20 protein-coding genes and 1 tRNA gene are annotated in these 25,401 nt (G+C 45.9%); 16 read left to right on the forward strand and 5 right to left on the reverse strand.

Annotation, left to right across the window (positions count from 1 at the left end; genetic code table 11):
• Position 1: 1 nt before the first annotated feature.
• The 5 genes from MHB54_RS19455 to MHB54_RS19475 all read left to right on the forward strand — a co-directional run bounded on the left by MHB54_RS19455 (position 2) and on the right by MHB54_RS19475 (position 4,639).
• Positions 2–826 carry a triphosphoribosyl-dephospho-CoA synthase gene (locus tag MHB54_RS19455; RefSeq protein WP_076264941.1) on the forward strand — a complete coding sequence of 275 codons (825 nt, stop codon included), beginning with the start codon at positions 2–4 and terminating at the stop codon, positions 824–826.
• Positions 827–853: 27 nt separating this feature from the next.
• Positions 854–1,153, forward strand: coding sequence for a malonate decarboxylase subunit delta (locus tag MHB54_RS19460; RefSeq protein WP_023989989.1), 300 nt, complete (start codon positions 854–856; stop codon positions 1,151–1,153).
• Complete coding sequence (gene mdcD, locus MHB54_RS19465) at positions 1,143–2,816, forward strand: biotin-independent malonate decarboxylase subunit beta (protein ID WP_053325981.1); 1,674 nt, start codon at positions 1,143–1,145, stop codon at positions 2,814–2,816. Before MHB54_RS19460 ends, mdcD begins: the two co-directional genes overlap by 11 nt.
• Positions 2,810–3,439 (forward strand): malonate decarboxylase holo-ACP synthase, encoded by a 630-nt coding sequence (locus tag MHB54_RS19470; protein ID WP_264454642.1) that lies wholly within the window; start codon positions 2,810–2,812, stop codon positions 3,437–3,439. The genes mdcD and MHB54_RS19470 overlap by 7 nt, the downstream gene beginning before the upstream one ends.
• Before the next feature lie 69 nt (positions 3,440–3,508).
• Positions 3,509–4,639: an acyltransferase gene (locus tag MHB54_RS19475; protein WP_023989986.1), complete on the forward strand. Its 1,131-nt coding sequence runs from the start codon at positions 3,509–3,511 to the stop codon at positions 4,637–4,639.
• A gap of 141 nt (positions 4,640–4,780) precedes the next feature.
• On the opposite strand, the gene MHB54_RS19480 is transcribed toward MHB54_RS19475, so the two are convergent.
• Positions 4,781–6,259 carry a PTS transporter subunit EIIC gene (locus MHB54_RS19480; protein WP_028541559.1) on the reverse strand — a complete coding sequence of 493 codons (1,479 nt, stop codon included), beginning with the start codon at positions 6,257–6,259 and terminating at the stop codon, positions 4,781–4,783.
• Positions 6,260–6,575: 316 nt separating this feature from the next.
• Here MHB54_RS19480 and MHB54_RS19485 point away from each other — a divergent pair, with 316 nt between their 5' ends.
• Together MHB54_RS19485 and glpK are read left to right on the forward strand one after the other, a co-directional pair.
• Positions 6,576–7,400, forward strand: a complete 825-nt coding sequence (locus MHB54_RS19485; RefSeq protein WP_028541560.1) for an MIP/aquaporin family protein — start codon at positions 6,576–6,578, stop codon at positions 7,398–7,400.
• A 32-nt stretch (positions 7,401–7,432) separates the two neighbouring features.
• Positions 7,433–8,926 carry a glycerol kinase GlpK gene (gene glpK, locus MHB54_RS19490; protein ID WP_103744880.1) on the forward strand — a complete coding sequence of 498 codons (1,494 nt, stop codon included), beginning with the start codon at positions 7,433–7,435 and terminating at the stop codon, positions 8,924–8,926.
• 85 nt (positions 8,927–9,011) lie between these two features.
• On the opposite strand, the gene MHB54_RS19495 is transcribed toward glpK, so the two are convergent.
• Complete coding sequence (locus MHB54_RS19495; RefSeq protein ID WP_071558346.1) at positions 9,012–10,052, reverse strand: LacI family DNA-binding transcriptional regulator; 1,041 nt, start codon at positions 10,050–10,052, stop codon at positions 9,012–9,014.
• A gap of 284 nt (positions 10,053–10,336) precedes the next feature.
• On the opposite strand from MHB54_RS19495, the gene MHB54_RS19500 reads away from it, so the two are divergent.
• From MHB54_RS19500 to MHB54_RS19520, 5 genes are all read left to right on the forward strand, one after another.
• The gene (locus MHB54_RS19500; protein ID WP_071558347.1) at positions 10,337–11,665 is read left to right on the forward strand and encodes an ABC transporter substrate-binding protein; all 1,329 of its coding nucleotides are present in this window, start codon (positions 10,337–10,339) and stop codon (positions 11,663–11,665) included.
• A 73-nt stretch (positions 11,666–11,738) separates the two neighbouring features.
• On the forward strand, positions 11,739–12,632 hold the full coding sequence (locus MHB54_RS19505; protein ID WP_034095085.1) for a carbohydrate ABC transporter permease: 894 nt from the start codon (positions 11,739–11,741) through the stop codon (positions 12,630–12,632).
• On the forward strand, positions 12,632–13,450 hold the full coding sequence (locus tag MHB54_RS19510; RefSeq protein WP_025721486.1) for a carbohydrate ABC transporter permease: 819 nt from the start codon (positions 12,632–12,634) through the stop codon (positions 13,448–13,450). The genes MHB54_RS19505 and MHB54_RS19510 overlap by 1 nt, the downstream gene beginning before the upstream one ends.
• Positions 13,451–13,473: 23 nt before the next feature.
• Entirely contained in the window at positions 13,474–14,820 is a 1,347-nt protein-coding gene (locus MHB54_RS19515; RefSeq protein ID WP_071558348.1) for a GH1 family beta-glucosidase, read from the forward strand.
• A gap of 18 nt (positions 14,821–14,838) precedes the next feature.
• The gene (locus MHB54_RS19520; RefSeq protein WP_071558349.1) at positions 14,839–18,072 is read left to right on the forward strand and encodes a cellobiose phosphorylase; all 3,234 of its coding nucleotides are present in this window, start codon (positions 14,839–14,841) and stop codon (positions 18,070–18,072) included.
• An 84-nt stretch (positions 18,073–18,156) separates the two neighbouring features.
• On the opposite strand, the gene MHB54_RS19525 is transcribed toward MHB54_RS19520, so the two are convergent.
• From MHB54_RS19525 to MHB54_RS19535, 3 genes are all read right to left on the reverse strand, one after another.
• A complete protein-coding gene (locus MHB54_RS19525; protein ID WP_071558350.1) occupies positions 18,157–18,921 on the reverse strand; it encodes an exodeoxyribonuclease III in 765 nt (254 codons plus the stop codon).
• Between the two features lie 16 nt (positions 18,922–18,937).
• Positions 18,938–20,017: a hypothetical protein gene (locus MHB54_RS19530; RefSeq protein WP_069079907.1), complete on the reverse strand. Its 1,080-nt coding sequence runs from the start codon at positions 20,015–20,017 to the stop codon at positions 18,938–18,940.
• 311 nt (positions 20,018–20,328) lie between these two features.
• Positions 20,329–20,402, reverse strand: a tRNA-Arg gene (locus MHB54_RS19535).
• Between the two features lie 257 nt (positions 20,403–20,659).
• Between MHB54_RS19535 and MHB54_RS19540 the strand changes: the two genes are divergently transcribed.
• From MHB54_RS19540 to clpX, 4 genes are all read left to right on the forward strand, one after another.
• The gene (locus MHB54_RS19540; RefSeq protein WP_023989974.1) at positions 20,660–21,568 is read left to right on the forward strand and encodes a hypothetical protein; all 909 of its coding nucleotides are present in this window, start codon (positions 20,660–20,662) and stop codon (positions 21,566–21,568) included.
• Between the two features lie 143 nt (positions 21,569–21,711).
• Positions 21,712–23,025, forward strand: coding sequence for a trigger factor (gene tig, locus MHB54_RS19545; RefSeq protein ID WP_028541569.1), 1,314 nt, complete (start codon positions 21,712–21,714; stop codon positions 23,023–23,025).
• A gap of 410 nt (positions 23,026–23,435) precedes the next feature.
• Complete coding sequence (gene clpP / locus MHB54_RS19550; protein ID WP_016324659.1) at positions 23,436–24,026, forward strand: ATP-dependent Clp endopeptidase proteolytic subunit ClpP; 591 nt, start codon at positions 23,436–23,438, stop codon at positions 24,024–24,026.
• Positions 24,027–24,038: 12 nt separating this feature from the next.
• Positions 24,039–25,295, forward strand: a complete 1,257-nt coding sequence (gene clpX, locus MHB54_RS19555; protein WP_023989972.1) for an ATP-dependent protease ATP-binding subunit ClpX — start codon at positions 24,039–24,041, stop codon at positions 25,293–25,295.
• Positions 25,296–25,401 lie beyond the last annotated feature (106 nt).

Below are 25,401 nucleotides of genomic sequence, written 5' to 3' on the forward strand. Positions count from 1 at the left end.
CATGCTCACGATGAATCATTCAGCTTTCGCGGCTTCTCTGGCTGCCAAAGCTGTAAAGGCACTGATGGAAGAGGCTCTTCTTACGCCCAAGCCTGGACTTGTCGATGCCAGAGACAATGGCTCTCATACTGATATGTCCATCGATCTTATGCTTGCATCCGCAAGAGCATTGGAGGATACGTTTCGGGAAATAGCCATTGTGTCATACCTTCACCCGGTGGACCAGACTTTGCGTGAGCAGATCGCTCTAATCGGGCGGGAGGGCGAGAAGGTGATGCTCAGTGCAACGAACGGTGTCAATACACATAAGGGTGCCATTTGGGCCCTTGGGCTTTTAACAAGTGCACGGGCAGCCTTTCCAAGGGAGCGGGACCCACATCAGATTATGAGCATTGCAGGAAGAATTGCATCGTTCCATGACCGGTACCGTCCGATGCAGCATACGAATGGACGAACGGTTAAGAAGAAATACGCGGTAGTGGGGGCAGAGGAAGAAGCGAAGCTAGGCTTTCCGCACATCCGGGACGAAGCTTTACCTGCTTTGCTGCGCGCTAGGGCTTGTGGGAAGACAGAGGTCGAAGCACGCTTAGAAGCTTTATTGGCCTTGGTGGCATGTGTGGATGATACCTGCATCCTACACCGCGGTCAGTTGACGGATCTGATGGCGATTCAGAGTATGGCCGCAGCCTTCCTTGCAGCAGATGGATTAAGAACCCAGTCGGGCAGAAAGCTGCTCTACCGCTTGTCCGAGTATTGTAATGTTAGACAACTCTCACCCGGAGGTAGTGCCGATCTGCTAGCTGCCACATTATTTCTAATCGATTGATACTTTAATTGGAGGTGTTTCTGAAGGATGGAAAAATTACAGTTTCAATACCAGACTACGAAGCCCATCTGTAAGCCGGCACATATAGGTGTTGTCGGTTCGGGAGATTTGGAGATTATTGTAGAACCTGTAAAAGGCCAGACCACCAACGTCAGCATTTTAACAGGCAGTGAAGGATTTGAACAAGTATGGGAGAATGTTCTGACCCGTTTTTTTAACCGTTATCCGATTACTGCCAATATTACAGTTCATGACTTCGGAGCTACTCCGGGTGTAGTAATGCTTAGATTTACGCAAGTGCTGGAGGTGCTGGATTATGCAGAATAGTTTTGTGGAGCTGAATGGACGCGAGAGAGCTAAAGCGCTGCTGGACGAAGGGACTTTCCGTGAGATACTTGGGCCGTTAGACAAAATCCAATCCCCCCACCTAGAGCCGCAAGGCATTGTTCCTCAGAGCGACGACGGGATTATTCTGGCTCTTGGCGAAATACACAAACAGAAGGTCTTGATCATTTCGATGGAAGGCGCTTTTCAAGGAGGGGGGATTGGAGAAGTCAGCGGGGCCAAAATTTCCGGAGCGCTCGAACTGGCACTGGAAGAGAATAAGAGAGGGAACAAACTATATCCCGTCATGATCTTCGATACAGGGGGTGTTCGGCTACAGGAAGCGAACTATGGATTGTTGTCGATTTCGGAGATTGCTACCCAGATCGTTGCCCTGCGTAAATACGTTCCTGTTATCGGACTGATCCCGGGCCGCGTAGGGGCATTTGGGGGAATGTCCATTACTGCAGAATTGTTTACCACTCTGATTGCTACGAAGAAAGCGCGCCTCGGTCTGAACGGGCCGGAGGTCATTGAGCAGGAAGCAGGGGTCATGGAGTTCGATGCAAGCGACAAAGCCTTGATTTGGAACACAATCGGAGCTAACCAGCGCTTCCAAACCGGATTGATTGACGAAATGGTGGAAGATACGACGGATGCAGTTGTCGAAGCGATTGATACTGCGCTCAAGGCACCGGCGAAGCCTGCTAAAACAGAGCAAATCGATTTCTATCTGACCCTGTTAAACACTCTTGATCCTACAGAAGCTTGGACACCTGAGCGCTATCGCGAATTTTACACGCAGATACAGCCTGTGCAGCAGCCTGTCCCGCTGGCAAAAGAGGGTGCGGCCGACATGTCGGATAGTAGAGGTTATCGCTGGTTCTCTCGCTTGACGGGCATTGCTCACCCAATCAGCGATGTTCCTTCAGTGCTTGCGGCAGACGTGGATAAGCACGGACAACTGTGCAGATATATCGCCATTGTTCCGAATGCCTCCAACCGATTCCCGCGTGTCAGAAACGGTGAGGTTGGTATGCTTGAAGGCTGGACGGTGGCTCAAATCATCAGGGACGCAATCCGTCAAGATGAGAAAAAAGAAACCAAACGTCCGATCATTGCCATCATTGATGTACCCAGTCAAGCCTATGGCTATAAGGAAGAAATGGTCGGTATCAGTCTTGCCCTGGCTGCAAGTGCAGATGCTTACGCAACCGCTAGATTAGAAGGCCATCCAGTTATCGATGTGATTGTCGGTAACGCGATTTCCGGGGGCTTCCTCGCTCATGGGCTGCAATCGAATCGTTTGATCGCACTGGATGACAGCAAGGTCAATATTCAGGCCATGTCCAAGGCTTCTGCTGCTCGGATTACCAAGCGGACGATTGCCGAGCTTGAAGAAGCTACCAAGAAAGTTCCAGCTATGGCCTACGATGTTCGTAGCTACAGTACTCTGGGGGCATTATATCAGATGCTGAGCGGTATCCATGCAGACGATCCACAGAGTAGTGATGTAGCCATCGTGGAAAAGACCGTTTCCGAGGCAATCGAGAGTACAAAAGGAGCGCCCCGCGACCTTAGCTTCCGATTGCAGACTAAGGAAGCTATGGCGGGTGGGCGGACTGCAACCCGTGGCGTTCGAGATGCGCTTTTGGAGCAATGGTAATCCATCCACATGATCTGATTGAAGTGTCCAATTTGAAATATCTCTCCTTATATGAAGACAAGGAGTGGGTAACCGCCTCGCTGAGGCGGACCCCCTTTGTGGTCGTTCGCCGAGCCGATCCGTCGGCGGATGGTTGTATTCCCGTCGGAGTACGTGGACAGGAGCGAAATCAACGGGAAGCTGCATTCCTGGACCCGAAGGGGGTGTCCCAGCTCGTGTCTCCCTATGCGATAGTGAAACGTCAGATGTGGAACTCCTTGCCTACAGAGAGACGGCAGCAGCCTGTCCTTCAGTTGATGGACTTGTTAGCAGAAATGATGGCGGATTGGCGCTGGGGGCCAGCGGGGAGCGCAGGATTCGAAATAGTAACGCAATACCCGACTGTGAAGGAAACGAGTGATCTTGACCTTGTTATAGATGGTTCAGAGGTTATTGATTATGCAGTAGCTGAAAGACTTGTGCACAAGTTGGAGCATCTGGGTGTTCGAATTGACATTCAATTGGAGACAAGAGACGGTGCCTACGTCCTGCGCGAAATTCTTGAGAGACGGGCCAGCACTGTGGTGCTGCGAACTTCTTCGGGTCCCAAGCTCGTTCGAATCCTCGGCAATAAGGAGCTATAATCAACGGCAAAAGGGAGGAATGCACGACCATTTGGCTTCAGGAAAGCTGTCAAAGGGGAAGTGCGTATTATGGAAAACACTGAAGAGCGGAATATTAATATTAATGAGAGCGACATCTTAAAGGTGTTTGCCGTCAGCGGAGCGATCTTGCAAAGCGTTCTGGGGATGTTTCTGAAGTATGCACACACTAACGATAACCTAGCCTTATTAGGCGTCATTTTCAATATAGTAAAGTATACTGCGCCAGTCTTTATTTTTGCCATTGTATATGGGATGGTGAAAAATAATCAGCATACGAAGGTATCCCATTTTTACAAGGAAAAATTCGGGGAGCTCGTGATCCCTTATTTACTGTGGGCAGCGGCTGGCTTAATTTTCTTCCCGGAAATTCAGGTTAATCAGCACGTTGCATCATTCCGGACGCTCATCGAGTCATTTGTGCTCGGTAATGCATCATCACAGTTTTGGTACACGGTGATGATGTTGCAATTTCAATTGCTGATGCCAGTCCTTATTTTCATCTGCTACAAATACTTGGCTAAGCCTAAGCGGGTCATTCCGCTGCTTATTGTGAGCTTCGTGATCTTCGGAGCGTGGCTATGGATGTACGATACCTTCGTATTCCAAGGAGCATATGCGATTAGTCTGCGTTACCTTGACCGCTTTTTCGTTAGTTATTTTATTTATGCTTTACTAGGTGGAATCGCTTGGGTATATAAGAAACAGTTCGACGGAGTGCTTCGCCGGATTCAGTTCATACTCATTCCGGTAATGCTTCTTATTCTCATTTGGACAAATCACGAATTTTTCGGTTTTGGTTTTGAGGATATGTCCTTCGGAAATCTGATTTATCTGAAGCCATCCATGACCTTGTACAGCTTGGTAGTGATTTTCCTGATTTACATGCTGGCAAGACATTTGATCAGCGTAAATTCCCGTTCACTTCCCTATTACAAATGGTTATCTACTTATGCGTACCGGGCCTTTACAGCGAACGTATTTATTTTGGTCATCGTGCTGCGCTTGGTCGGTGATTTGCTAAGTCAGCTTCCTTTATTTGTGGCACTGCTTTTGGTTTATCTGACGACTGTAGCATGCTCCTTCGGCATCGTCTATGCCTTTGCGCAGATAAAGGTAAAGGTATGTCGTGAATGGTTATTGTTGAAACAAAAAAGAGCGCAAAGCACCGATCTAAGATAAATGCCTAAAAGAAATAATACAGATAACAACGCATATATGACATCATAATTTAGGCGTATCTAAGTTATTGGCGTATTGACGGCAACCCCAAAGGGTATCTCGATGATTGAAGAGATACCCTTTTTGTGAACCTGAACTTACTTACATCAATCGCTGTATTTCATCTTTCAGAATTTCGGACCGAGTCCCGAAAATAACCTGCAGGGTACCGTTACCAAGCCTGATGATTCCCGATGCTCCGAGCTGCTTGAGAGCTTGATCATTAACCGCTTTGTCGTCTTTGACGACAAGACGCAGCCGTGTGATGCAGGCATCAATGCTTTGAATATTGTCTGAACCGCCGAGATAGGTTAGTATTCTGCCTGCCTGACTGGACTGAGTGTCGGATGTGGCGCTTGCCTTTCCAATGGGTACAGATTCGTTAGCCTCAGACAGGAGACCGTCTTCTACATCATCTTCACGCCCAGGAGTTTTTAGGTTGAATTTGAGAATGATGAATCGGAACAGAAAGTAATAAATGAGGGCGAAGACAAGCCCGACCGGGATCATTCGCAATGGGTGGGTGGAGAGTTTCATATTGACCAGATAGTCAATGAGTCCTGCTGAAAAAGAAAAGCCGAGTTTGACATCCAATAGGTATACGACCAGGCCGCTCAGGCCTGTCAGCAGAGCATGAACGCCGTAAAGCAATGGTGCAATGAACATAAACGAAAATTCGAGGGGCTCGGTAATTCCGGTCAGGAACGATGCCAGTGCAGAACCGATGAAAATGGAAGCGACGGCTTTACGTTTTTCCGGTTTGGCCGTATGAATGAATGCGAGGGCTGCTGCTGGCAGAGCGAACATCATAATGGGGAAGAAGCCGGACATGAATATACCCGCCGATGTATCGCCTGCGAAAAAACGCGTCAGGTCACCATGAACGACCTCACCGGCAGCATTGGTGTAGTCACCAATTTGAAACCATGCGATCGAGTTCAACACATGATGCAAACCGAGCGGGATCAGCAGCCGATTGGCAATCATGAATATCATTGATCCGATTCCGCCAAAGCCGACAATCCAGTTGCCGAAGACTGCAATCCCATCTTGTATCGGACTCCAGATCATACCGAGCAGAATGGCCAGAATCATGGTCGTAAAGGCGGTGATCATGGGGACAAAACGTTTGCCCGAGAAGAAGCCAAGCCAATCTGGGAGCTGAATATTGTGATATTTTTTAAACAGAAAAGCAGACCATCCACCGATAAAAATACCACCCAATACGCCCATGTCCAGCTTGACGTCGTCTGGAATATATGCAAATATACCCGGCACTGCCGCCAAAATACGGGTCAGCACCATATAGGCAATGACTGCCGATAATGCGGCTACTGCGTCGCCTGCCAGACCAATGGCAACACCGATGGAGAAAATGAGCGCCAGGTTACCGAAGATGGCCCCTGCCCCTTCGTTCAGAAAAGGAGTGACATAATGATTCAGAAATCCGCCAACTCCGGGACCAAGTGGTATATCCGTTTCATAATTAATCAGTGCTAATCCTTGTAAAATCCCTGCGGCGGGTAGAGTGGCTACTGGAAGCATTAACGACTTGCCGATTTTTTGCAGAAATTTCAGCATAACATTCTTCCCTTCTTCATCGAGTTTGGGAGTGTCGTATTCATCCTGAAACCCTTACATTAAACCATTTTTTTACATCATAAATCGGAGAAACTAACATGGTCAACGATTATTTTAAGCTATGAAAAGACGTAAATCCGTAGTTGACATCGCTTACATGCTTATATAGTATCAAATTTAAGTTAATAATCGTGACGGAGACAAGAGAGCCACGCAGACACCCATGGTACAGCATAGGGTTGGTTTGTGATGGCTTTTCTTTTTTTGCACGATGAAAGCGATCGAAATCGGATGATCTATTGAGGAGGTAGGTTGTATGTCGCCATACGCAGCCGAATTCATAGGGACAATGATTCTTATTGCCCTAGGTGGCGGAGTGTGCGCAGGGGTGTCTCTGAAAAAGTCATTTGCTCACGCTTCCGGCTGGATTGTGATTGGAATGGGATGGGGGCTCGCGGTTGCTATTGGGGTGTATGCAGTGGGTGAAATCAGCGGAGCGCATTTGAATCCGGCAGTGACACTGGCGTTGGCATTTCAGGGCATTTTTCCATGGCAGGACGTTCCCGGCTATATTGTGGCTCAGCTTCTCGGGGCCATGGCGGGTGCGATAATCGTCGTTTTGCATTATTGGCCTCACTGGAAAGAGACGGAGGACACAGCAACCAAACTCAGTGTATTTGCGACAGGACCGGCTATTGATCATCCGTTTGCCAACGTGCTTAGTGAAATGATAGGTACTTTCATCTTTGTTCTTGCTCTGCAGTCATTTGGTGCCAATTCATTTACAGGGGGCTTGAAACCGCTGATTGTGGGTTTTTTGGTTGTCAGTATCGGTTTATCCTTTGGAGGCACAACGGGCTATGCCATCAATCCAGCGAGAGATTTTGGGCCGCGTCTGATGCATTATTTACTACCGATTCCCGGTAAGGGAGCATCCAATTGGAAATATGCCTGGGTGCCCATTGTAGGGCCGCTGTTGGGTGGATCTTTCGCAGGGCTATTTTATCAGGCTGTTTTTAAGGGGAGTGTGACTCCGGCTTTCTGGATTTTACTAGGGATCATCGTGATTGTACTTTTGATTACCTTCCGTATGAGTCGTACTTATAAAAATCATAAAACGGATCACAAACTTACAGCGTAAAAACGATGGATTTACACGGGGAGAGATGAACAATGGGAAAATATATTCTGTCACTAGATCAGGGAACGACAAGCTCAAGAGCGATTTTGTTCAATAGCGAAGGAGATGTAGTGTACTCGGCTCAGCGAGAATTTCCGCAATATTTTCCTCATCCCGGCTGGGTAGAGCAGAATGCGAATGAAATCTGGAGCTCTATTCTCGGAGTCATTGCCTCCTGTCTTTCCGAATCCGGTGTAAAAGCAAATCAAGTGGCTGCCATCGGCATTACCAATCAGCGAGAATCGGTGGCTGTGTGGGACAAAAATACAGGAGTGCCCGTGTATAACGTACTCGTATGGCAATCACGCCAAACCTCGGACATCTGTGAAGAATTGAAGCGGCAAGGGCACGAGGAGCTGTTTCACAGCAAAACAGGGCTGTTGATCGACCCGTATTTTTCAGGCACTAAAGTAAAGTGGATACTGGACCATGTGGAGGGCGCTCGGGAAAAGGCAGAACGAGGTGACCTATTATTCGGTACGATTGACTCGTGGCTGATCTGGAAATTATCCGGCGGAACGGCACATGTAACAGACTACTCCAATGCAGCCAGGACGCTGATGTACAACATTTATGAACTAAAGTGGGACGAAGAGCTGCTGGACATTCTGGATGTTCCGAAAATCATGCTACCTGAGGTAAGACCTTCTTCCGAGGTATATGCGCACACCGTGGATTATCATTTCTTTGGTCAGAATGTACCGATCGCCGGTGCAGCAGGTGACCAGCAGGCAGCCTTGTTTGGTCAGGCATGTTACGAAAAAGGGATGATCAAAAATACTTACGGCACAGGCTGCTTCATGCTGATGAATACGGGGGATCAGCCTGTTGAATCCAAGCACGGTCTGATTACGACCATCGCTTGGGGACTGGAGGAAGGCAAAGTACAATATGCACTCGAGGGAAGTGTGTTTGTAGCGGGGTCGGCGATCCAGTGGCTGCGAGACGGGCTGCGTATGTTCCGTGAAGCGAAGGACAGTGAGCCTTATGCCGCCCGTGTTTCGTCTACAGAAGGAGTGTATCTTGTACCCGCTTTTGTCGGACTGGGCAGCCCCTACTGGGATAGCGAGGTGCGCGGAGCGATGTTCGGCCTGACACGCGGGACCACGAAGGAGCATTTAATCCGCGCCACATTGGAGTCACTTGCTTATCAGACCAAGGATGTGCTTACAGCCATGGAGATTGATTCAGGTATTGCAGTGAAGACACTGCGGGTGGATGGAGGAGCTGTATTGAACAATTTTCTGATGCAATTCCAGAGCGATATTTTGGATGCAACAGTGGAGCGGCCAGTTATCCATGAGACGACGGCACTGGGGGCTGCATGTCTGGCAGGTTTGGCTATTGGATATTGGAAGAGCACGGATGAACTTCGCAAGCGGGTGAGGGTGGAAACCTCTTTTGCCCCGAATATGGATGAAGCAACACGTGAAAGCTTGTATGAAGGCTGGAAAAAGGCTGTGAAGGCGACGATGGCCTACAAGTAATAGATTAAGCGATGGGTCTCTGAATATTAAATTGCAAAAAGATGACTTCTGAATTTATCAGGAGTCATCTTTTTTAAGGCATGTGCTAACTCTTGACCTTCGTATGGTTCCAATGTTGCCGGGCTCCGCAGGAGCTACGAATGACTAGTTCCGGCTCTACTTTAATACATTTCGTATCCATTTGTTTATTCATCAGGTCAAACAGCACCATAGCGGCTAGACGGCCTATTTTTTGCTTGTCTTGTTTTACCGTCGTCAGTGGAGGTTCGGTATAACGACAGGCTTCTATATCATCACATCCCACTACAGCAATATCCTCGGGTACCCTCAAGCCGCTTTCCTTGAAAGCACGTATGGCACCAAAAGCAAGTAAGTCGGTCGCCGCAAAAATAGCTTTTGGCAAATTTCCTTGCTGTATCCACGTCTTCGCGATCTGGTATCCATCTTCTGCCGCGTAGTCCTTACCATACACGATCCATTCAGGTCTGACATCAAGACTAAACCGTTTTAGTGAAGCGATAAAAGCCTCCTCTCTCTCTTTAATAACCAAGGAGGGGCGTTCAATGCCTATAAAACCCATTTCGCGGTATCCATTCATGTAAAAGTGCTCAACAACCTTCATTGAAATCTTCTGATTGTCGGACATGATATAGCAGGAACTAGCTCCGGTTAGCTCAATATCGACACCGATGCAGGGGATAGGGCTGGCGTCGAGATCAAAAACACTCTTCTCCACCTCATCTCCAGCAATAATAATGCACCCGTCCACTGAAAAATATTTCGAGCGAGCCAAATAGTCCTCTCCATTATCCAGAAATTTCTCATTTGAAAAAAACAGCAGATCGTAACCGAGCAAGCCAATCTGTTTTTTGAAGACATTTATGATATCTACAAAAAAAGGATGACTAAAATCAACATTCAGCTTGCCGGCAAATATAACGCCTACCAGATTAGATTTTTTGGTAGCAAGCGTTTTAGCCGAGGAGGAGGGTCTATAGCCTGTTTCCTCCATGATTTTAAGTACCCGCTGCCGGGTTTCCTCACTGATGTCCGTATAATTGTTAATGATTTTCGAAACCGTTGCCACTGAAACGCCTGCCATGCTAGCTATTGTTTTTATATTCATGGAATCCTCCGTAACTAAACTGATTTAGTTAAATTGACTTTGCTTTTCAAACTTAATGATTACTCGTATTCTATGCTACCTCATAGAAGTGAGTCAACAGTGCGAATAAAGGATGTTGCCTAATATTTTAAAGAGTAATAACGATAATTTGTGTTTTTTTCGATAATTTACAAATCTCTATTTACAAATACAGGCTATCCGATACATAATAGTAGCTGTAATTAACTAAACCGCTTTCGTAAAAGTAAATGCATTTATTCTAAGATTACAGGGGGAATTTTGCAATGCTGAAAAAGTGTTTTTCTTTACTTGTTGTAACCGCTTTAATAGTGGTATTGGCTGCTTGCGGCAAAGGTGGTGAAGCTGGACAGAACGGGAATAAAAAGGTCACGTTAAAGATTATTCATTGGCAGCAAGAAAATATTAATAACTATATAAAGGAATTTAATAAAAAGTTTGAAGAGAAGTATCCCGATGTTCAGGTGGAGTATACGACGGTTCCTGCTGATTCAACTTATGATCAACTGATGCAAACGCGTATGAATGCTGGTTCAACCGGTGATGCAGACATTATTCCTTTGAAATTCAGCTTCGTAGGCGCACCGCAGGAATGGTCTAAGGGAGCAGCTGATCCGATGTGGAAGCAGTGGATTGAGGGAGGACTCATTGCAGATCTGTCGGATCAAGCTTTTATCAAAAACTATAATCCTACAGATGTCAAAAATGCCATGACCTACAACGACAAAGTATACGGTGTAAACATGGGAAAGGTGGCCCTGACAGGTCTGTTTTACAACAAAAAGATTTTTGAAAAATATAATCTTACTGTGCCAACGACATGGGACGAACTGGTGAATGTGATGAAGGTGCTCAAGGATAATGGCGTAGAACCGCTTGGTTTTGGCGGTAAGGATGTATGGCCTATTAACCTTGCTGTCCAAGGGCTTCAAGCCTCTATCCATGATGATCAGCTGGAATATATCAAAGGGCTGTGGACAGGTAAGACGAAGCTGACAGACCCCGCCCAGCTTGAAGTGCTGGAAAAAACACAAGTTTTAATGAACAACGCCATTGGTGGATTTATGGGGATTGACTATGGAACCTTGCCAAGTTTGTTTGCTTCAGGGCGTGTAGCTATGATTGCGGATGGTACGTGGGATGCAACTACGATCCAGACAGCCAATCCAGAGCTGAAATTTGGTTATTTCCCGATTCCGGGCAGTAACGATCCAGCCAAAAATAAAAACCTTGCAGGCAAGTACGATATGACCTGGATGGTATTAGAAAAATCGCCAAACAAGGATTATGCGATCAAATGGCTTGAAATGCTCTCCGAGAAGCAGAACTATACCGATTTCGTGAACGCTGCTGGATTTTTGCCAACACAGTCTGATGTGAAGATAAGCAGCGACTTTGTTAATGAAATCCAGCCTTCACTGGAAAACTTCAAGCTCTCTTGGGATCAGCTGTTTATCAATCGTAAGAATGTTGGACAGTACATTAAGGAAGCCAGCGTACATGCAGAATTTTTGGCGCCTGCCGGTCCGTTAAAGACGCCTTTGGAGCTTGCCCAGAAATCTCAGGCAGACTGGGATGCGGCAGCCCCTAAATAAATCTATAGATTTTACAGGAAAATAAATGGGCAACTGCAAAGCTCCCATAATAATGTAAAAAGGTGTGAGACCCATGTATCCCTTCGGAAAGGGTGCGGCCCGGATAATGCCCTATCTTTTGCTGAGTATTCCGGTGCTGCTCTATTTGCTTCTTGGTTTTGGACCCTCTATGGTAACCGTGCTTTTTTCCTTTACAGATGCTACCGGGGTTCCGGGGCAGACGTGGCATTTTATCGGATTCGAGAATTACACGACCTTTTTCACCTCCTCCGATTCTGGAGATCGCATCGCTTCCATTGGCCGTTCCCTATACTTTGCCGTAGCGGTGGTTGTGATTCAAAATGCAGTGGGGCTGTTCATGGCCATCCTTATTAATAAGAAGCTCAAAGGGGATGTGTTATATCGCTCTGTATTTTTCCTACCCGTTGTGCTCGGGGTAACGGTATCCGGCCTGATCTGGCAGCTGCTTGCCAATCCGCTTGGGGGCCCTGCGCAAGCCTTGATGAACTTTTTTGGAACCAGCTCCAACTTCTTCGGGGATTACGATATTGCATTTGAGTTGATTATTTTTGTGCAAATTTGGATGTACATGGGTTACTCGATGACTATTTTCTTAGCCGGACTCCAATCTATCCCCAGTGACTTATATGAAGCAGGGTATATGGACGGTGCCTCTGGATGGAAAGCGTTCAAAAATATTACCTTTCCGATGATTGCACCGTCCTTTACCGTCAATATGCTGCTGTCCATTATCGGCGCATTGCAGACCTTTGACATTATTTATGTGCTGACAGGTGGTAAATTCAACACGACGACACTTGCGTTTGATGTATATGCCACAGCCTTTGGCTCTGGGACATCAGATTACGGCCTTGCTTCCGCAGTTGCTATGATCCAGTTCGTGTTCGTGTTTACGGTATCGATGATTGCCCTGTATTACTTACGTAGAAGAGAGGTGGAAATGTAATGAGCAGTACCAAAGGAGCCAAAATACTGAGCTACATTATCGTACTGCTCATGCTTTCGTTGTATGTGTTCCCTCTTTTCTACCTTTTTAATGTATCGATGAAGACTCAAAGTGAGTATCTGATGGACCCTGTAGCTCTAGCCAAGAGTATACGCTTGGAGAATTTCATGGATGCTTGGGAAAAAGGAAACTTCTCTCAATACATGTGGAACAGCATTTTGTATACAGGCGTATCTACGTTATTAACGCTGATTATATCCGTGTTTGCAGCTTTTCCACTGGCGCGGGGATATGTTAAGTTCAGCACCTTCTTTTATGTGTTTTTTCTGATATCCATGTATCTCCCGAATCCGCTGATTCCGCAATTTGCTCTCATTAATAGCCTGGGACTTTACAATACCCAGCTTGGTTTCATTTTGCTGAAAACAACAGGTACTGGCATCGCTTTCCTGATGTTTGTGGGATATATCAAGTCTGTCTCCCGAGAGCTGGATGAAGCGGCTGCAATGGACGGGTGCGGATATTCACGATATTTGTTTACAATTCTTGTCCCGCTGATGAAGCCGGTGTTGGCGACAGGCATTATTTTGACAGCTATTGGGGCGTGGAACGACATTATAGGTCCTACTATTTATTTGTCTGATCCTGCTTATCAGCCAGTGACCAAGGGATTGTTCTCCTTCTACGGACAATACATGAACAACTGGCCGCTGCTCGCTTGCGGCATTCTGATTGTTACACTACCGCTCGTTATTTTGTATATTTTCCTCCAACGCTTTATTGTCGGCGGTGCAATGGCCGGAGCTGTGAAGTCTTGATTCCTGAAAGGATGATACCGAGTATGAGTGAGAATACCTATACATTCCCCACCACGTTTATGTGGGGAACTTCGACCTCTTCTTATCAAATTGAAGGTGGCGTGGATGAGGAAGGGAGAACGCCTTCTATTTGGGATACTTTCTGTCGAGCACCCGGGAAGGTGATAGGAGGGGACTGCGGAGATGTGGCTTGTGACCATTTTCACCGCTTTAAGGAAGACGTGCAATTAATGAAGCAACTTGGCTTTTTACATTACCGTTTTTCCGTGGCCTGGCCGCGCATTATTCCCGCACCCGGCGTGGTTAACGAACAGGGGCTACTTTTCTATGAGCGTCTGCTGGATGAGATTGAGTCGGCCGGGCTAATTCCAATGCTGACGCTGTATCATTGGGATTTACCGCAGTGGATTGAGGACGAGGGCGGTTGGACGCAGCGAGAGATTATCCAACATTTTAAAACGTATGCCTCTGTAATCATGGATCGATTTGGACAGCGTATAAGCTGGTGGAATACGATAAATGAGCCCTATTGCGCCTCTATTTTGGGCTATGGCACAGGCGAGCATGCCCCCGGCCATGAGAACTGGAGGGAAGCCTTTACTGCCGCTCACCATATTCTGATGTGTCACGGGATAGCCATGAATTTACACAAGGAAAAGGGCCTGACGGGCAACATCGGTATTACGCTAAACATGGAGCATGTCGATGCAGCCTCTGAACACCCCGAAGATGTAGCCGCTGCTGTCCGGCGGGATGGCTTTATTAATCGTTGGTTTGCCGAGCCATTGTTTAACGGGAAATACCCTGAGGATATGGTGGAATGGTACGGGGGGCACTTGAACGGATTGGATTTTGTACAGCCTGGTGATATGGAGCTGATTCAGCAACCAGGGGATTTTTTTGGCATCAACTACTACGCCCGCAGCATCATTCGAGCGATTACAGACGCTTCGTTGCTTCAGGTCGAGCAGGTTTCCATAGAGGAACCGGTAACGGATATGGGATGGGAGATTCACCCTGAATCCTTTTATAAGCTGCTAACGCGGATTGAGAAGGATTTTACCAAGGGATTACCTATCCTGATTACGGAAAACGGAGCAGCGATGAAGGACGAACTGGTGAATGGAAAGATTGAGGACATTGAGCGTCAGCATTACATTGAGGAACATTTAAAGGCATGCCATCGCTTTATTGGGGAGGGAGGTCAGCTTAAGGGCTATTTTGTCTGGTCGTTCCTCGATAACTTTGAATGGGCCTGGGGATACAGCAAACGTTTCGGTATTATACACATCAATTACGACACACAGGAACGGACTCCCAAACAAAGTGCGCTGTGGTTCAAACAAGTGATGGCGAATAACGGGTTTTAAATAGAAAAGGGGGATACGATGCAGCAGTATTATTTTGACGATCAAGGACGTTTTGTGATTGAGAATTATGCGCAGGTCAAGCCCTTTTCCAGTTTTCTACCCGGTATTGCTGGGGTTCATGGGATTCCTCTGTGGGCATATTATGTTAATCGTGGACAAGGAATTGCGAGCTTTGGTGTGGAGGATAAGAATGGAGCAATCATGGAGTTTTTCCCGGCCAACCGCAGCTATAGTCTCGTGCCGATACATGGCTTTCGAACGTTTTTAAAGGTGAAGATGCAGGGGGAGTGGAACTATGTGGAGCCATTTTCGGCTGTGCATCCTATGAAGCGTGAACAGCAAAAAATGCTGATATCCCGCCACATGCTGGAAATACATAGCTCCAATCCAGACGCAGGTCTTGAGGTACGTGTGCAATATTTCACGCTTCCTCATGAAAGTTACGCTGCTTTGGTGCGCAAGGTGGAGATTGTCAATCATTCCGCTCAAGAGCTTGAACTGGAGGTGCTGGACGGCATGCCTGCCGTGTTGCCCTTCGGTATTGATAATGGGGCATACAAGGAGCTTGGACATACACTGAAAAGCTGGATGGATGTGTATAATCTCAACAACAGCATTCCTTACTATAAGGTACGTGGAAGTACAGCGGATACAAGTGAGATTCATCAAATTGAAGCGGGACATTTTATGTACAGCTTTGTGGAGGAGGAGGGCAAGACCAGGCTATTGAGTCCAATTGTCGATCCGTCCGTAATATTTGGTGAAAATACGGCACTGACCTTCCCGGATCGCTTTATCCATTCACGCGTCGAAGACTTGGTTTCACAGCAGCCTGTGACGACGAATAAAGTGCCTTGTGGGTTTAGCGGCTACACAGCACGACTAGCGGCAGGTACTGCCGTCAATCACTGTACGATCATCGGGCATGTGAATGATATTCACTCTATTAATGAACGGATTACGGAAATTGCAACCATGTCTTATATTGAGCGGAAGGCGGAGGAAGCCAAAGCGTTGATCGAAGAGTTGACGGATGAAATGGCAACGCGGACATCCATTCCGTTATTTGACGAATACTGCCGTCAGAACTATCTGGATAACCTGTTACGCGGTGGTTATCCATTGCTGCTGGATAACGGCACCGAGCAACCATTTGTATATCATGTATTTTCGCGCAAGCATGGGGATCTGGAACGGGACTATAATTTCTTTAAGCTCCAGGCGGGATATTATTCTCAAGGAAATGGTAATTTTCGCGATGCAAACCAGAACCGGAGAAATGATGTGTGGTTTAACCCCGGCGTAGGAGATTTCAATATCCGTTTGTTTATGAGCCTGATTCAGCCAGACGGCTATAATCCGCTTGTTGTAAAGGGGTGTAGCTTTCAAATACGAGAGCTGGAACCGTTGCTAGGACAGGTGGAGGTGGCAGATCATTCGTCTTTGCGTGCTTTTTTCCAATCGTCGTTCACCCCGGGTGAGCTGATTCAACATATCATTCATGACAACATCGCGCTAAAGCAAACGGTTGAGACGTTTGTAACCGAAGCTCTCAAGCATTCCGAACAATGCTATGAGGCTGATTTTGGTGAAGGTTTCTGGATCGACCATTGGACTTATAACATGGATCTCATCGAAAGTTATCTAAGTATCTATCCAGACAAACAAGAGGAACTCTTGCTCGCGACCCGAGAGTACATGTATTACGACAGTCCTGCATGGGTACAGCCACGTCGAAACAAATACGTGCAGATGAAGGACGGACGTATCCGTCAGTACGGGGCGGTCGTAGAGAGCAAGGAGAAAGAAGCTCAGCTGCACGCCCGGGATCGCGATGTTCATTGGGTTCGAACCGAACATGGAAGCGGAGAGATTTATAAGTCCAATTTATATGAAAAGCTGCTGTCATTGGCAGCCATCAAGCTGTCCACGCTGGACCCGGAGGGCTTGGGAATTGAGATGGAGGCGGGCAAGCCGGGATGGAATGATTCCATGAACGGACTTCCGGGGCTGTTTGCTTCTGGATTCAGTGAACTGTGTGAATTACAGCGACTCGTAAGATTTTTAATAAATGCACAGGTGAAGCTTTCGGGCGATTCTGTGCTACGGTTGCCGCGAGAAGTTGCTAAGTTAATCCAACAGCTGAGGCTCACAATGGAGGAATACTACCACGCTTCTGATGAGGCTGATTACAGGAATGAAAGCAAGGATTACAGCTTCTGGTCACGAATTTCGGATGCTAGAGAAGCGTATCGAGAAACAGTTCGTTTTGGATTTGAAGGGGTAGAAACACCACTAGCGTTTGATGATGTGCTGGTGTTTTTGCGCCAGGCTGAACGTAAGCTCCAACAGGGGATGGATAAGGCTCTGCTTATCGGTGAGGGGATATACCCAACCTTCTTTTATTATGAAGCCAGAGAATTCGAGGTACAGGAGGATGACTGCGAAGACAAGCTCGTAAACATACATTCCTTCGAACGTAAGGATACACCATATTTTCTGGAGGGACCGACCCGGGCTATGAAAGTGGTTGGTGACATTGTAAATGGGCAGAAGCTGTATCGGCAAATCAGGCAGAGTGGACTTTACGACGGGAAGCTGGGCATGTATAAGGTGAATGAAAGTCTGGCGGGGCAGCCATTCGAACTCGGTCGTTCCAGAGCTTTTACACCGGGTTGGCTGGAAAATGAATCTATATTTATGCATATGGAATATAAATATTTACTTGAATGCTTAAGGGCGGGTCTATACACTGAATTTTTTTCAGACATTAAAAAAGCGTTACCGCCTTTTATGGACCCAGAGGTCTACGGAAGAAGCACGCTGGAGAACAGCTCCTTTATTGCTAGTATTGCTAATCCTGATGCAAGTTTGCATGGAACGGGATATATTGCGAGGCTGAGCGGATCTACGGCAGAATTTATTCATATGTGGATATGGATGATGACCGGCGGGCAACCGTTTGGCTATGATCATAGGGGCCTATCCTTGAGACTGGAGCCCAAGCTGCCAGGCTGGCTGTTCACAGCTACAAGTGAGCTATCTTTCTGTTTTCTCGGAAGCTGCCAGGTGACTTATTTAAATAAGGATCGCAAGGATACTTATGCACCGGAATGCATAGTGACCCAGTATGTACTGCATTACGCCAGTGGCGAAAAGAAGACGATAAGCCAGGCTGTATTAGATCAAAAAGAGGCGCAAGATGTGAGAGAGCGGTTGATTTCCCGTATCGAGGTATATTTGGGGACATAGCTCCATGAATTAAAGCCGTCATGCTGCAATAACAGAGCATGACGGCTTTTTAAGACTTCATAAATCCTTGTGCCAGGCAGGGGCCTATGCTGAAATATCTTGCAATTCCAATATCACAGGACAGTGGTCACTGCCTGTAATATGACAATCAATGCTCGCATCCATCAATAGCGGACGAAGTCTCTCCGAGACGAGGAAGTAATCAATCCGCCAGCCGATATTCCTTTCTCTCACCTTTGGCATGTAGGACCACCAGGAATAAACATCCGTCCGGTCAGGATAAAAGTATCTAAAGGTATCTATAAATCCGGCGTCTAGCAGCTGTGACATGCGTTCCCGTTCCTCAGGCGTAAATCCGGCATTTCCGTAGTTAGCTTTGGCATTTTTGAGGTCAATCTCCTGATGAGCTACGTTCAAGTCTCCACAAACGACGACAGGCTTCAAAGCATCCAGTTGGTGCAGGTAGCTGCGAAAACGGTCTTCCCATTCCAGTCTGTAGGGCAGTCGGGATAAGTCCCGTTTGGTATTTGGTGTGTACACATTGACGAGATAAAATTTTTCGAATTCCAGAGTAATGGTTCGGCCCTCCGGTTCTTCATTTTCTTCAAGTCCATAATGCACAGAGAGCGGCTTGATTTTGGTGAAAATAGCCGTGCCGGAATATCCTTTTTTCTCAGCATAATTCCAGTATTGTGTGTATTCCTCCATGTTCTCCATGAGGATTTGACCTTCTTGAAGCTTCGTTTCCTGTACGCAAAAAATATCGGCATTTGTTTCTTTTAGATAAGTATAAAACCCTTTGGTCACACAGGCTCTTAAGCCATTTACATTCCAAGATATTAATTTCATTTGATTAATCTCCTTGCTAATTCACGCGGTCAAGCGATGTGATTTGTATATCCTTTGTTGACATAAGTTTATAAATGTCTTCTATCTGGACTTCATAGGTCTTTTCATCAAAATGGTCCTGACCAAACATATAATCGTTTATTTCTATTGCCTTAAGGTTTCGTTTGGTATTCATAGTCGAAGGGAAGTATTCGATATCTAATGAGGCTTTATTTCCGGCCAACACTGTCTTGAGAACTTTCGCGGTTTGTAATACTCGTTCTTTTTCCAATGGCAATCCTGAGTCAGTTAGATCCTCGAATACAATTATACGAATATACTGATCGCCGACCGCTTTGGGATTCAGTTTAAAATCGTCGTATTCTTTGATCATTTTATCCGTGTTCCCTTCTTGCACTCCAGAATGAACAGCGGCTGAATCATCGTATAGCTTTTGTATAACGGGTTTGAGCTTCATGTCCAGTTGACTCTCCCAAAGGGCGTTAAGATAATTTTCTCTAAATGGGACATCCTCATAAGGACGCTTAGTCATGTTAAAGAGTACGGAAGGATGACGATTAGAGATCACCTCCATGGTATATTCAGTAGAGGGAATACTATGATAGCTAATATTTTGAATTTGAAAGTCCTCTCCATATTTCTGCTCCAGATATTGCTCTGATTCTGCGGCTACGTTGCGTTTATTTTCACCTGTTTGTGTAAAAGGCTCGATAATATCTACGTATTTCATTGTGACTGCAAGAAGTAGAAGTGTAGCTCCCAAAGCGAGACTGAGTAAAGCGCGCCATTTGGATGGCAAGGATACACCTGTCGGTGCTCTCTCCGCATGGTGTGGAATTTGAAAAGATCGTACTGTAAAAACAATGCCTAAAATGTGAAAAAAAATGGCCAACGGTCCCGAGATAATAAGCAGGTATCCGAGTGAAAACATTGTAAAATAGATCAGAATTCCCTGTGTGATGATAAGAGCCGCTCCTCCAATCATATAGGAAGGAATGGCGAGATAAAACATACCCAATCCAGTACCTAATATAGAAAGCAAAGTGGCAAGAAAACGATGAATTTCCCGCGACTTTTGGAGGTTATTCGTAGTCAAGGGAGTCAGTCTACCTCCTTTACTTAAAAATGGTGCAACATGATAGATGATAGCAATTTCTGCGTTTTTTTGAAAGAGTAGAGACTTGAAACTAGCGCCTAAAGTAGCGTTGGGCAGACTACTCTTTCTACATTATTTATAATGAAAAAAAGCTCCCTTGCGGAAGCTTTTTTTGGTGTAATATATCAGGAGAGAACTCTCCTATGGTCGACTGCGAAGTATAGGCTAACGATGCCGATGGCCCGACGTTCCCCCGTGGTTTATCTCATGAGAACAAAAAAAGCCTCCATTATGGAAGCTACTTGTTATGACGTCCCAGGAGGGATTCGAACCCCCGACCGACGGCTTAGAAGGCCGTTGCTCTATCCAGCTGAGCTACTGGGACATAAAATTCAAGCGAATATTAATATATCATATGGATAAAAGAAATTCAAGTCTTATTTTGCATATATCGCTTATTTAAGCTTAATACAGCATAAATTCTGAGTAGACGTAGTTTTTTTTGCCTTATAAAAGGGTATGTTAGAATACAGGTGAATATGTGTAAGACGAGTGGTTGGACTTCGGCTACTGTTTCTCATATAATCTACAAATACTTGAGCTTGCGAAGGAGAGGGGGTGCCTTGAATAAAGGACTCCAAGGTGACGACAAAAGAAAATAATATTGTATTGTTTCCGAAGACACTGGACTATTATCAAATTCAACTTACTGTGATGCTTGAAAACGAACGTTACGGAGAGGCGATGGCGATGCTGCGTTTTTTAATGCAGTGTCAGGGACAGGAGCAGAAGCAGTACGATGAATGGAACGCTCTATTACAATGGCTGGAAGCTGCATTTCCACAGTACGCTGACAGTGGGGCGGTAACGGACGCTGTGGAAGAAGAAGTCAGTGAAGTAGAGTTAGCTCGCCGTCATGCACGCTTTAAGCAGGAGCAGGATGCAGGCTACGGCAACAAGCTGTTGCGGATGGCTATGGATGAACCCTTATCCGAACAGACGATTTTAGCATTGGAGCAGTTGTCCTATCTGGAACTCCCAGAAATCGACGATGCCTTGCTTCGCTGGATTACGGAACGGGAAATCCATCCTTTACTTCAATTCCGTGTTCTACAGACCATGCGACGACGCGGAACGGAAGGGACGATAGAAATCAGACGGGGTGATGAACAAGCGGAAATCGACATTGAAACGGTTCCGTTACAGCCAGGTGATTTTCCAGAGTCGATTATGCGTATTTTGGAACGGGTGGCCGATCAGACTGAGGTGCACGAGCCTACACTATTCTATTTTGCACAGGAGCTGTGGTCACAGTTTGTGATGGCAGTATACGGTACGAAAGATTATAGATCAATGTTGGTGGAAGAGGACGGAATGCCGGATATTTGGGCTGCAGCACTCCACCAGACAGTTTCGGAAAGTTTGAACGGAAATAATAATGAGGAAGAAACCCGTGCTATATATGGCATTACAGATGCGTTGCGTTTCCGTTTTGAGCAGGCGTATCGCTCGATGCGACTATTCGTAGCGGCGGGAATGAACACTCCTTAATGACCGGAAACGTTTACCTGTGAAGCATTCAAAGGGCTGCTCTTGAAAAAGACAGTAATGTTAGATATACTATAGTGGTTATTTTGTGTGCGTTGATTGTAATGAAAACTAAGTGAAGATTTTGTTGGAGGGGAAAGCATAAAATGAAAGCAACTTGGGAGAAAATAGAGAAGAACCTTGGGGTTCTTGAAGTTGAGGTTGACGCGGATCGTGTAGCCGCTGCACTCGACAAAGCTTTTAATAAAGTGGCAAAACAAGTAAGTGTACCAGGATTCCGTAAAGGTAAAGTACCACGTCCTATTTTTGAAAAACGCTATGGTATTGAAAGTCTGTACCAGGATGCAATTGACATCCTGTTGCCAGAAGCTTACAGCCAAGCTGTAGAGCAAACGGACATCTTCCCGGTTGACAGCCCTGACGTTGAAATTGATCAATTTGCTAAAGGCGAATCTTTCAAGTTCAAAGCGAAGGTTACTGTTAAACCTGAAGTAACTTTGGGCGATTACAAAGGCGTAGAAGTGCCTGTAAGCAAACTCGAAGTAAGCGACGAAGAATTGGCTCAAGAACTGGAGCGCCTGCAACAACGTCATGCTGAATTGGTTGTCGTTGATGAAGATGCTGCTCAATCCGGTGATACAGCTATTATTGACTTCGACGGTTCCGTGGACGGTGTGCCGTTCGAAGGCGGACAAGCTGAGAAGTATTCTTTGGAACTGGGCTCTAACACATTTATCCCTGGTTTTGAAGAGCAAGTGGTTGGTTTGCACACTGGTGATTCCAAGGACGTTGAAGTAACGTTCCCTGAGAACTACCATTCTGCTGACCTCGCTGGCAAACAAGCGGTATTCAAAGTGAAAGTTCACGAACTGAAACGCAAAGTTCTTCCTGAACTGGACGATGAATTTGCTAAAGATGTAAGCGAATTTGACACACTGGCTGAATTCAAGGAAGACTTGAAAAAGCAATTGTTGGATCGTAAGGAAAACGAAGCTAAAGCAGCCCGTGAGGGTGCTGTAGTGGAGAAAGTTGCTGAGAATGCAACAATCGACATTCCTGAAGCAATGGTGAAGAGCGAAGTGCAAAACATGGTTCGCGATTTTGACAACCGTTTGCGTAGCCAAGGTATGAACCTTGAAATGTTCCTCGGATTCTCTGGTCAAAGCAAGGAAGACCTGGAAGAGCAAATGAAAGCTGATGCTGAGAAGCGCGTACGTAACAACCTCGTGCTGGAGCAAGTGGCTAAAGCAGAAAACATCGAAGTTTCCGAAGCGGAAATTGATGAAGAACTGAAAAACATGGCTGAAGCTTACAAACGTTCAGTTGAGGAAATCCGCAGCATTCTGGAAGGTAACGGCTCGTTCGCTAACCTGAAAGAAGAAATTTCACTGCGCAAAACAATTGCTTTGTTGGTGGAAAACAGCAAAGAAGTAGAAGCGCCAGTTGAAGCTGCTGAATAATTCAGACGATAAATATACGGAGTATGCTGTAACAAGCTGCAACGTAGCAATTAGATAGGGATAAGGCACGTAGTGAAAGTTACGTGCCTTATTTTTACCTTTGGTAACCCAAATTTTAGTCGTTTATGGAAAGTGCTGTGAGTCGTGTTTTCTTGTTTTACATAAGTCACTACCGTATATTTGCACATACATACGAAACATGGTTAAATATGAGAAGGTCTCGGCAGAGTGTACTTTAAACAGCCCGCACTGCATATATGAGCGCATGCAAATATGACACGAGACTCTGAACATGTTAAAATATTTTGTAAGGTGTTCACGTTTCATGCTTGCTGCTTCCGTTTTAATGGGACATAAGGAAGCGGATGAATACAGGTGTTCATTTTAATAAAGAAAAGAGGTTGGTCGTGATGAGTCTCGTCCCTATGGTTGTGGAACAAACGAATCGAGGAGAACGATCTTACGATATTTACTCGCGGTTGCTTAAGGATCGTATTATTTTCCTAAGTGGCCCGATTGATGACGATGTCGCCAATCTCGTCATTGCACAGCTATTGTTCCTTTCTGCGGAAGATCCAGAGAAGGATATTAATTTGTACATTAACTCGCCAGGCGGTTCTGTAACTGCGGGCATGGGTATATATGATACAATGCAATTCATTAAGCCGGACGTATCGACGATCTGTGTAGGCATGGCTGCAAGTATGGGGTCGTTGCTGCTAACAGCGGGTGCACCAGGCAAGAGATACGCACTTACCAACAGTGAAGTCATGATCCATCAGCCGCTCGGTGGCATTCAGGGGCAAGCCTCCGATATGCTGATTCATGCGGACTGGATTATCAAAACACGTGCTAAGCTGAATCAAATCTATGTAGAGCGTACGGGTCAGCCCCTCGAAAAAATCGAACGTGATACTGACCGGGATTTCTTCATGGAAGCGGAAGAGGCAAAAGCATACGGTATCATTGACCAGGTGCTGTCTAAACCGATTAATCTGTAAAGGGGTGGCTCTATGTTTAAATTTAATGATGAAAAAGGACAATTGAAATGTTCTTTCTGCGGTAAATCTCAGGATCAGGTTCGCAAGCTTGTTGCTGGACCGGGCGTATATATATGTGACGAATGCATTGAGTTATGCACGGAGATTGTAGAAGAGGAATTGGGTCATGAAGAAGAAGTAGATCTGAAAGACATTCCGAAACCAATGCAAATCCGTGACATTCTGGACCAATATGTCATTGGTCAGGATCAAGCGAAAAAATCGTTGTCTGTAGCGGTATATAATCACTACAAACGTATTAATACTCAAAACAAAATTGATGATGTGGAACTGCAAAAAAGTAACATTTTGATGCTTGGACCTACAGGTTCGGGTAAAACGTTGCTTGCGCAAACCATGGCTAAAATTTTGAACGTTCCTTTTGCTATCGCAGATGCCACTTCCCTTACGGAAGCAGGTTATGTGGGTGAAGACGTTGAAAATATTTTGCTGAAACTGATTCAAGCTGCCGATTATGATGTGGAAAAAGCCGAACGCGGCATTATCTACATTGACGAAATTGATAAAGTAGCCCGCAAATCCGAAAACCCGTCCATTACGCGTGACGTATCGGGTGAAGGTGTACAGCAGGCGTTGCTTAAAATTTTGGAAGGCACGGTTGCTTCTGTACCTCCGCAAGGCGGTCGCAAGCATCCACATCAAGAGTTCATTCAAATTGACACCACGAATATCCTGTTCATTTGCGGTGGTGCCTTTGATGGTTTGGAGCAAATGATTAAACGCCGTATCGGTAAAAAGGTCATCGGCTTTAACGCTACTAGCGAACAAAAAGATCTGAAACCAGGCGAATATACTTCAATGGTATTGCCTGAGGATCTTTTGAAATTCGGTCTGATTCCGGAGTTTGTAGGACGTTTGCCGGTTATTTCTACGCTGGAGCCGCTTGATGAGAACACATTGGTTCGTATTTTGTCTGAGCCGAAAAATGCGTTAGTCAAGCAGTATCAGAAGATGCTTGAACTGGATAATGTTACTTTGGAGTTTAAGCAAGATGCTCTGGAAGCCATTGCCCGTGAAGCCATCAAGCGTAACACGGGTGCCCGTGGTCTTCGTGCGATCATTGAAGGCATTATGCTGGATGTGATGTATGAGGTTCCTTCCCGTGATGATATCACTACTTGCGTCATCAATGAGCAGGTTGTAAAAGATAAAATCGCACCGGAACTCGGTGGTACAGATAAGGATAAAAAACAAGAAGAGAGCGCCTAAGGATTGATACTTCGCGATCTCTAAAACATGAGAAGCCGGATCTCCACTTCACTAAACCTGTATGAGGTTTTAAGGGGTGGAGGTTTGGCGTTAATGGGAGAGAAAA

The organism is Paenibacillus sp. FSL M7-0802, assembly GCF_038004945.1.
Lineage (GTDB): Bacteria > Bacillota > Bacilli > Paenibacillales > Paenibacillaceae > Paenibacillus > Paenibacillus polymyxa_B.

Bases quoted from the DNA above. Each gene is read 5' to 3' on its own strand.
- MHB54_RS19455 (WP_076264941.1), top strand. From the start codon at position 2: ATGCTCACGATGAATCATTCAGCTTTCGCGGCTTCTCTGGCTGCCAAA.
- MHB54_RS19460 (WP_023989989.1), top strand. From the start codon at position 854: ATGGAAAAATTACAGTTTCAATACCAGACTACGAAGCCCATCTGTAAG.
- mdcD (WP_053325981.1), top strand. From the start codon at position 1,143: ATGCAGAATAGTTTTGTGGAGCTGAATGGACGCGAGAGAGCTAAAGCG.
- MHB54_RS19470 (WP_264454642.1), top strand. From the start codon at position 2,810: ATGGTAATCCATCCACATGATCTGATTGAAGTGTCCAATTTGAAATAT.
- MHB54_RS19475 (WP_023989986.1), top strand. From the start codon at position 3,509: ATGGAAAACACTGAAGAGCGGAATATTAATATTAATGAGAGCGACATC.
- MHB54_RS19480 (WP_028541559.1), bottom strand. From the start codon at position 6,259: ATGCTGAAATTTCTGCAAAAAATCGGCAAGTCGTTAATGCTTCCAGTA.
- MHB54_RS19485 (WP_028541560.1), top strand. From the start codon at position 6,576: ATGTCGCCATACGCAGCCGAATTCATAGGGACAATGATTCTTATTGCC.
- glpK (WP_103744880.1), top strand. From the start codon at position 7,433: ATGGGAAAATATATTCTGTCACTAGATCAGGGAACGACAAGCTCAAGA.
- MHB54_RS19495 (WP_071558346.1), bottom strand. From the start codon at position 10,052: ATGAATATAAAAACAATAGCTAGCATGGCAGGCGTTTCAGTGGCAACG.
- MHB54_RS19500 (WP_071558347.1), top strand. From the start codon at position 10,337: ATGCTGAAAAAGTGTTTTTCTTTACTTGTTGTAACCGCTTTAATAGTG.
- MHB54_RS19505 (WP_034095085.1), top strand. From the start codon at position 11,739: ATGTATCCCTTCGGAAAGGGTGCGGCCCGGATAATGCCCTATCTTTTG.
- MHB54_RS19510 (WP_025721486.1), top strand. From the start codon at position 12,632: ATGAGCAGTACCAAAGGAGCCAAAATACTGAGCTACATTATCGTACTG.
- MHB54_RS19515 (WP_071558348.1), top strand. From the start codon at position 13,474: ATGAGTGAGAATACCTATACATTCCCCACCACGTTTATGTGGGGAACT.
- MHB54_RS19520 (WP_071558349.1), top strand. From the start codon at position 14,839: ATGCAGCAGTATTATTTTGACGATCAAGGACGTTTTGTGATTGAGAAT.
- MHB54_RS19525 (WP_071558350.1), bottom strand. From the start codon at position 18,921: ATGAAATTAATATCTTGGAATGTAAATGGCTTAAGAGCCTGTGTGACC.
- tig (WP_028541569.1), top strand. From the start codon at position 21,712: ATGAAAGCAACTTGGGAGAAAATAGAGAAGAACCTTGGGGTTCTTGAA.
- clpP (WP_016324659.1), top strand. From the start codon at position 23,436: ATGAGTCTCGTCCCTATGGTTGTGGAACAAACGAATCGAGGAGAACGA.
- clpX (WP_023989972.1), top strand. From the start codon at position 24,039: ATGTTTAAATTTAATGATGAAAAAGGACAATTGAAATGTTCTTTCTGC.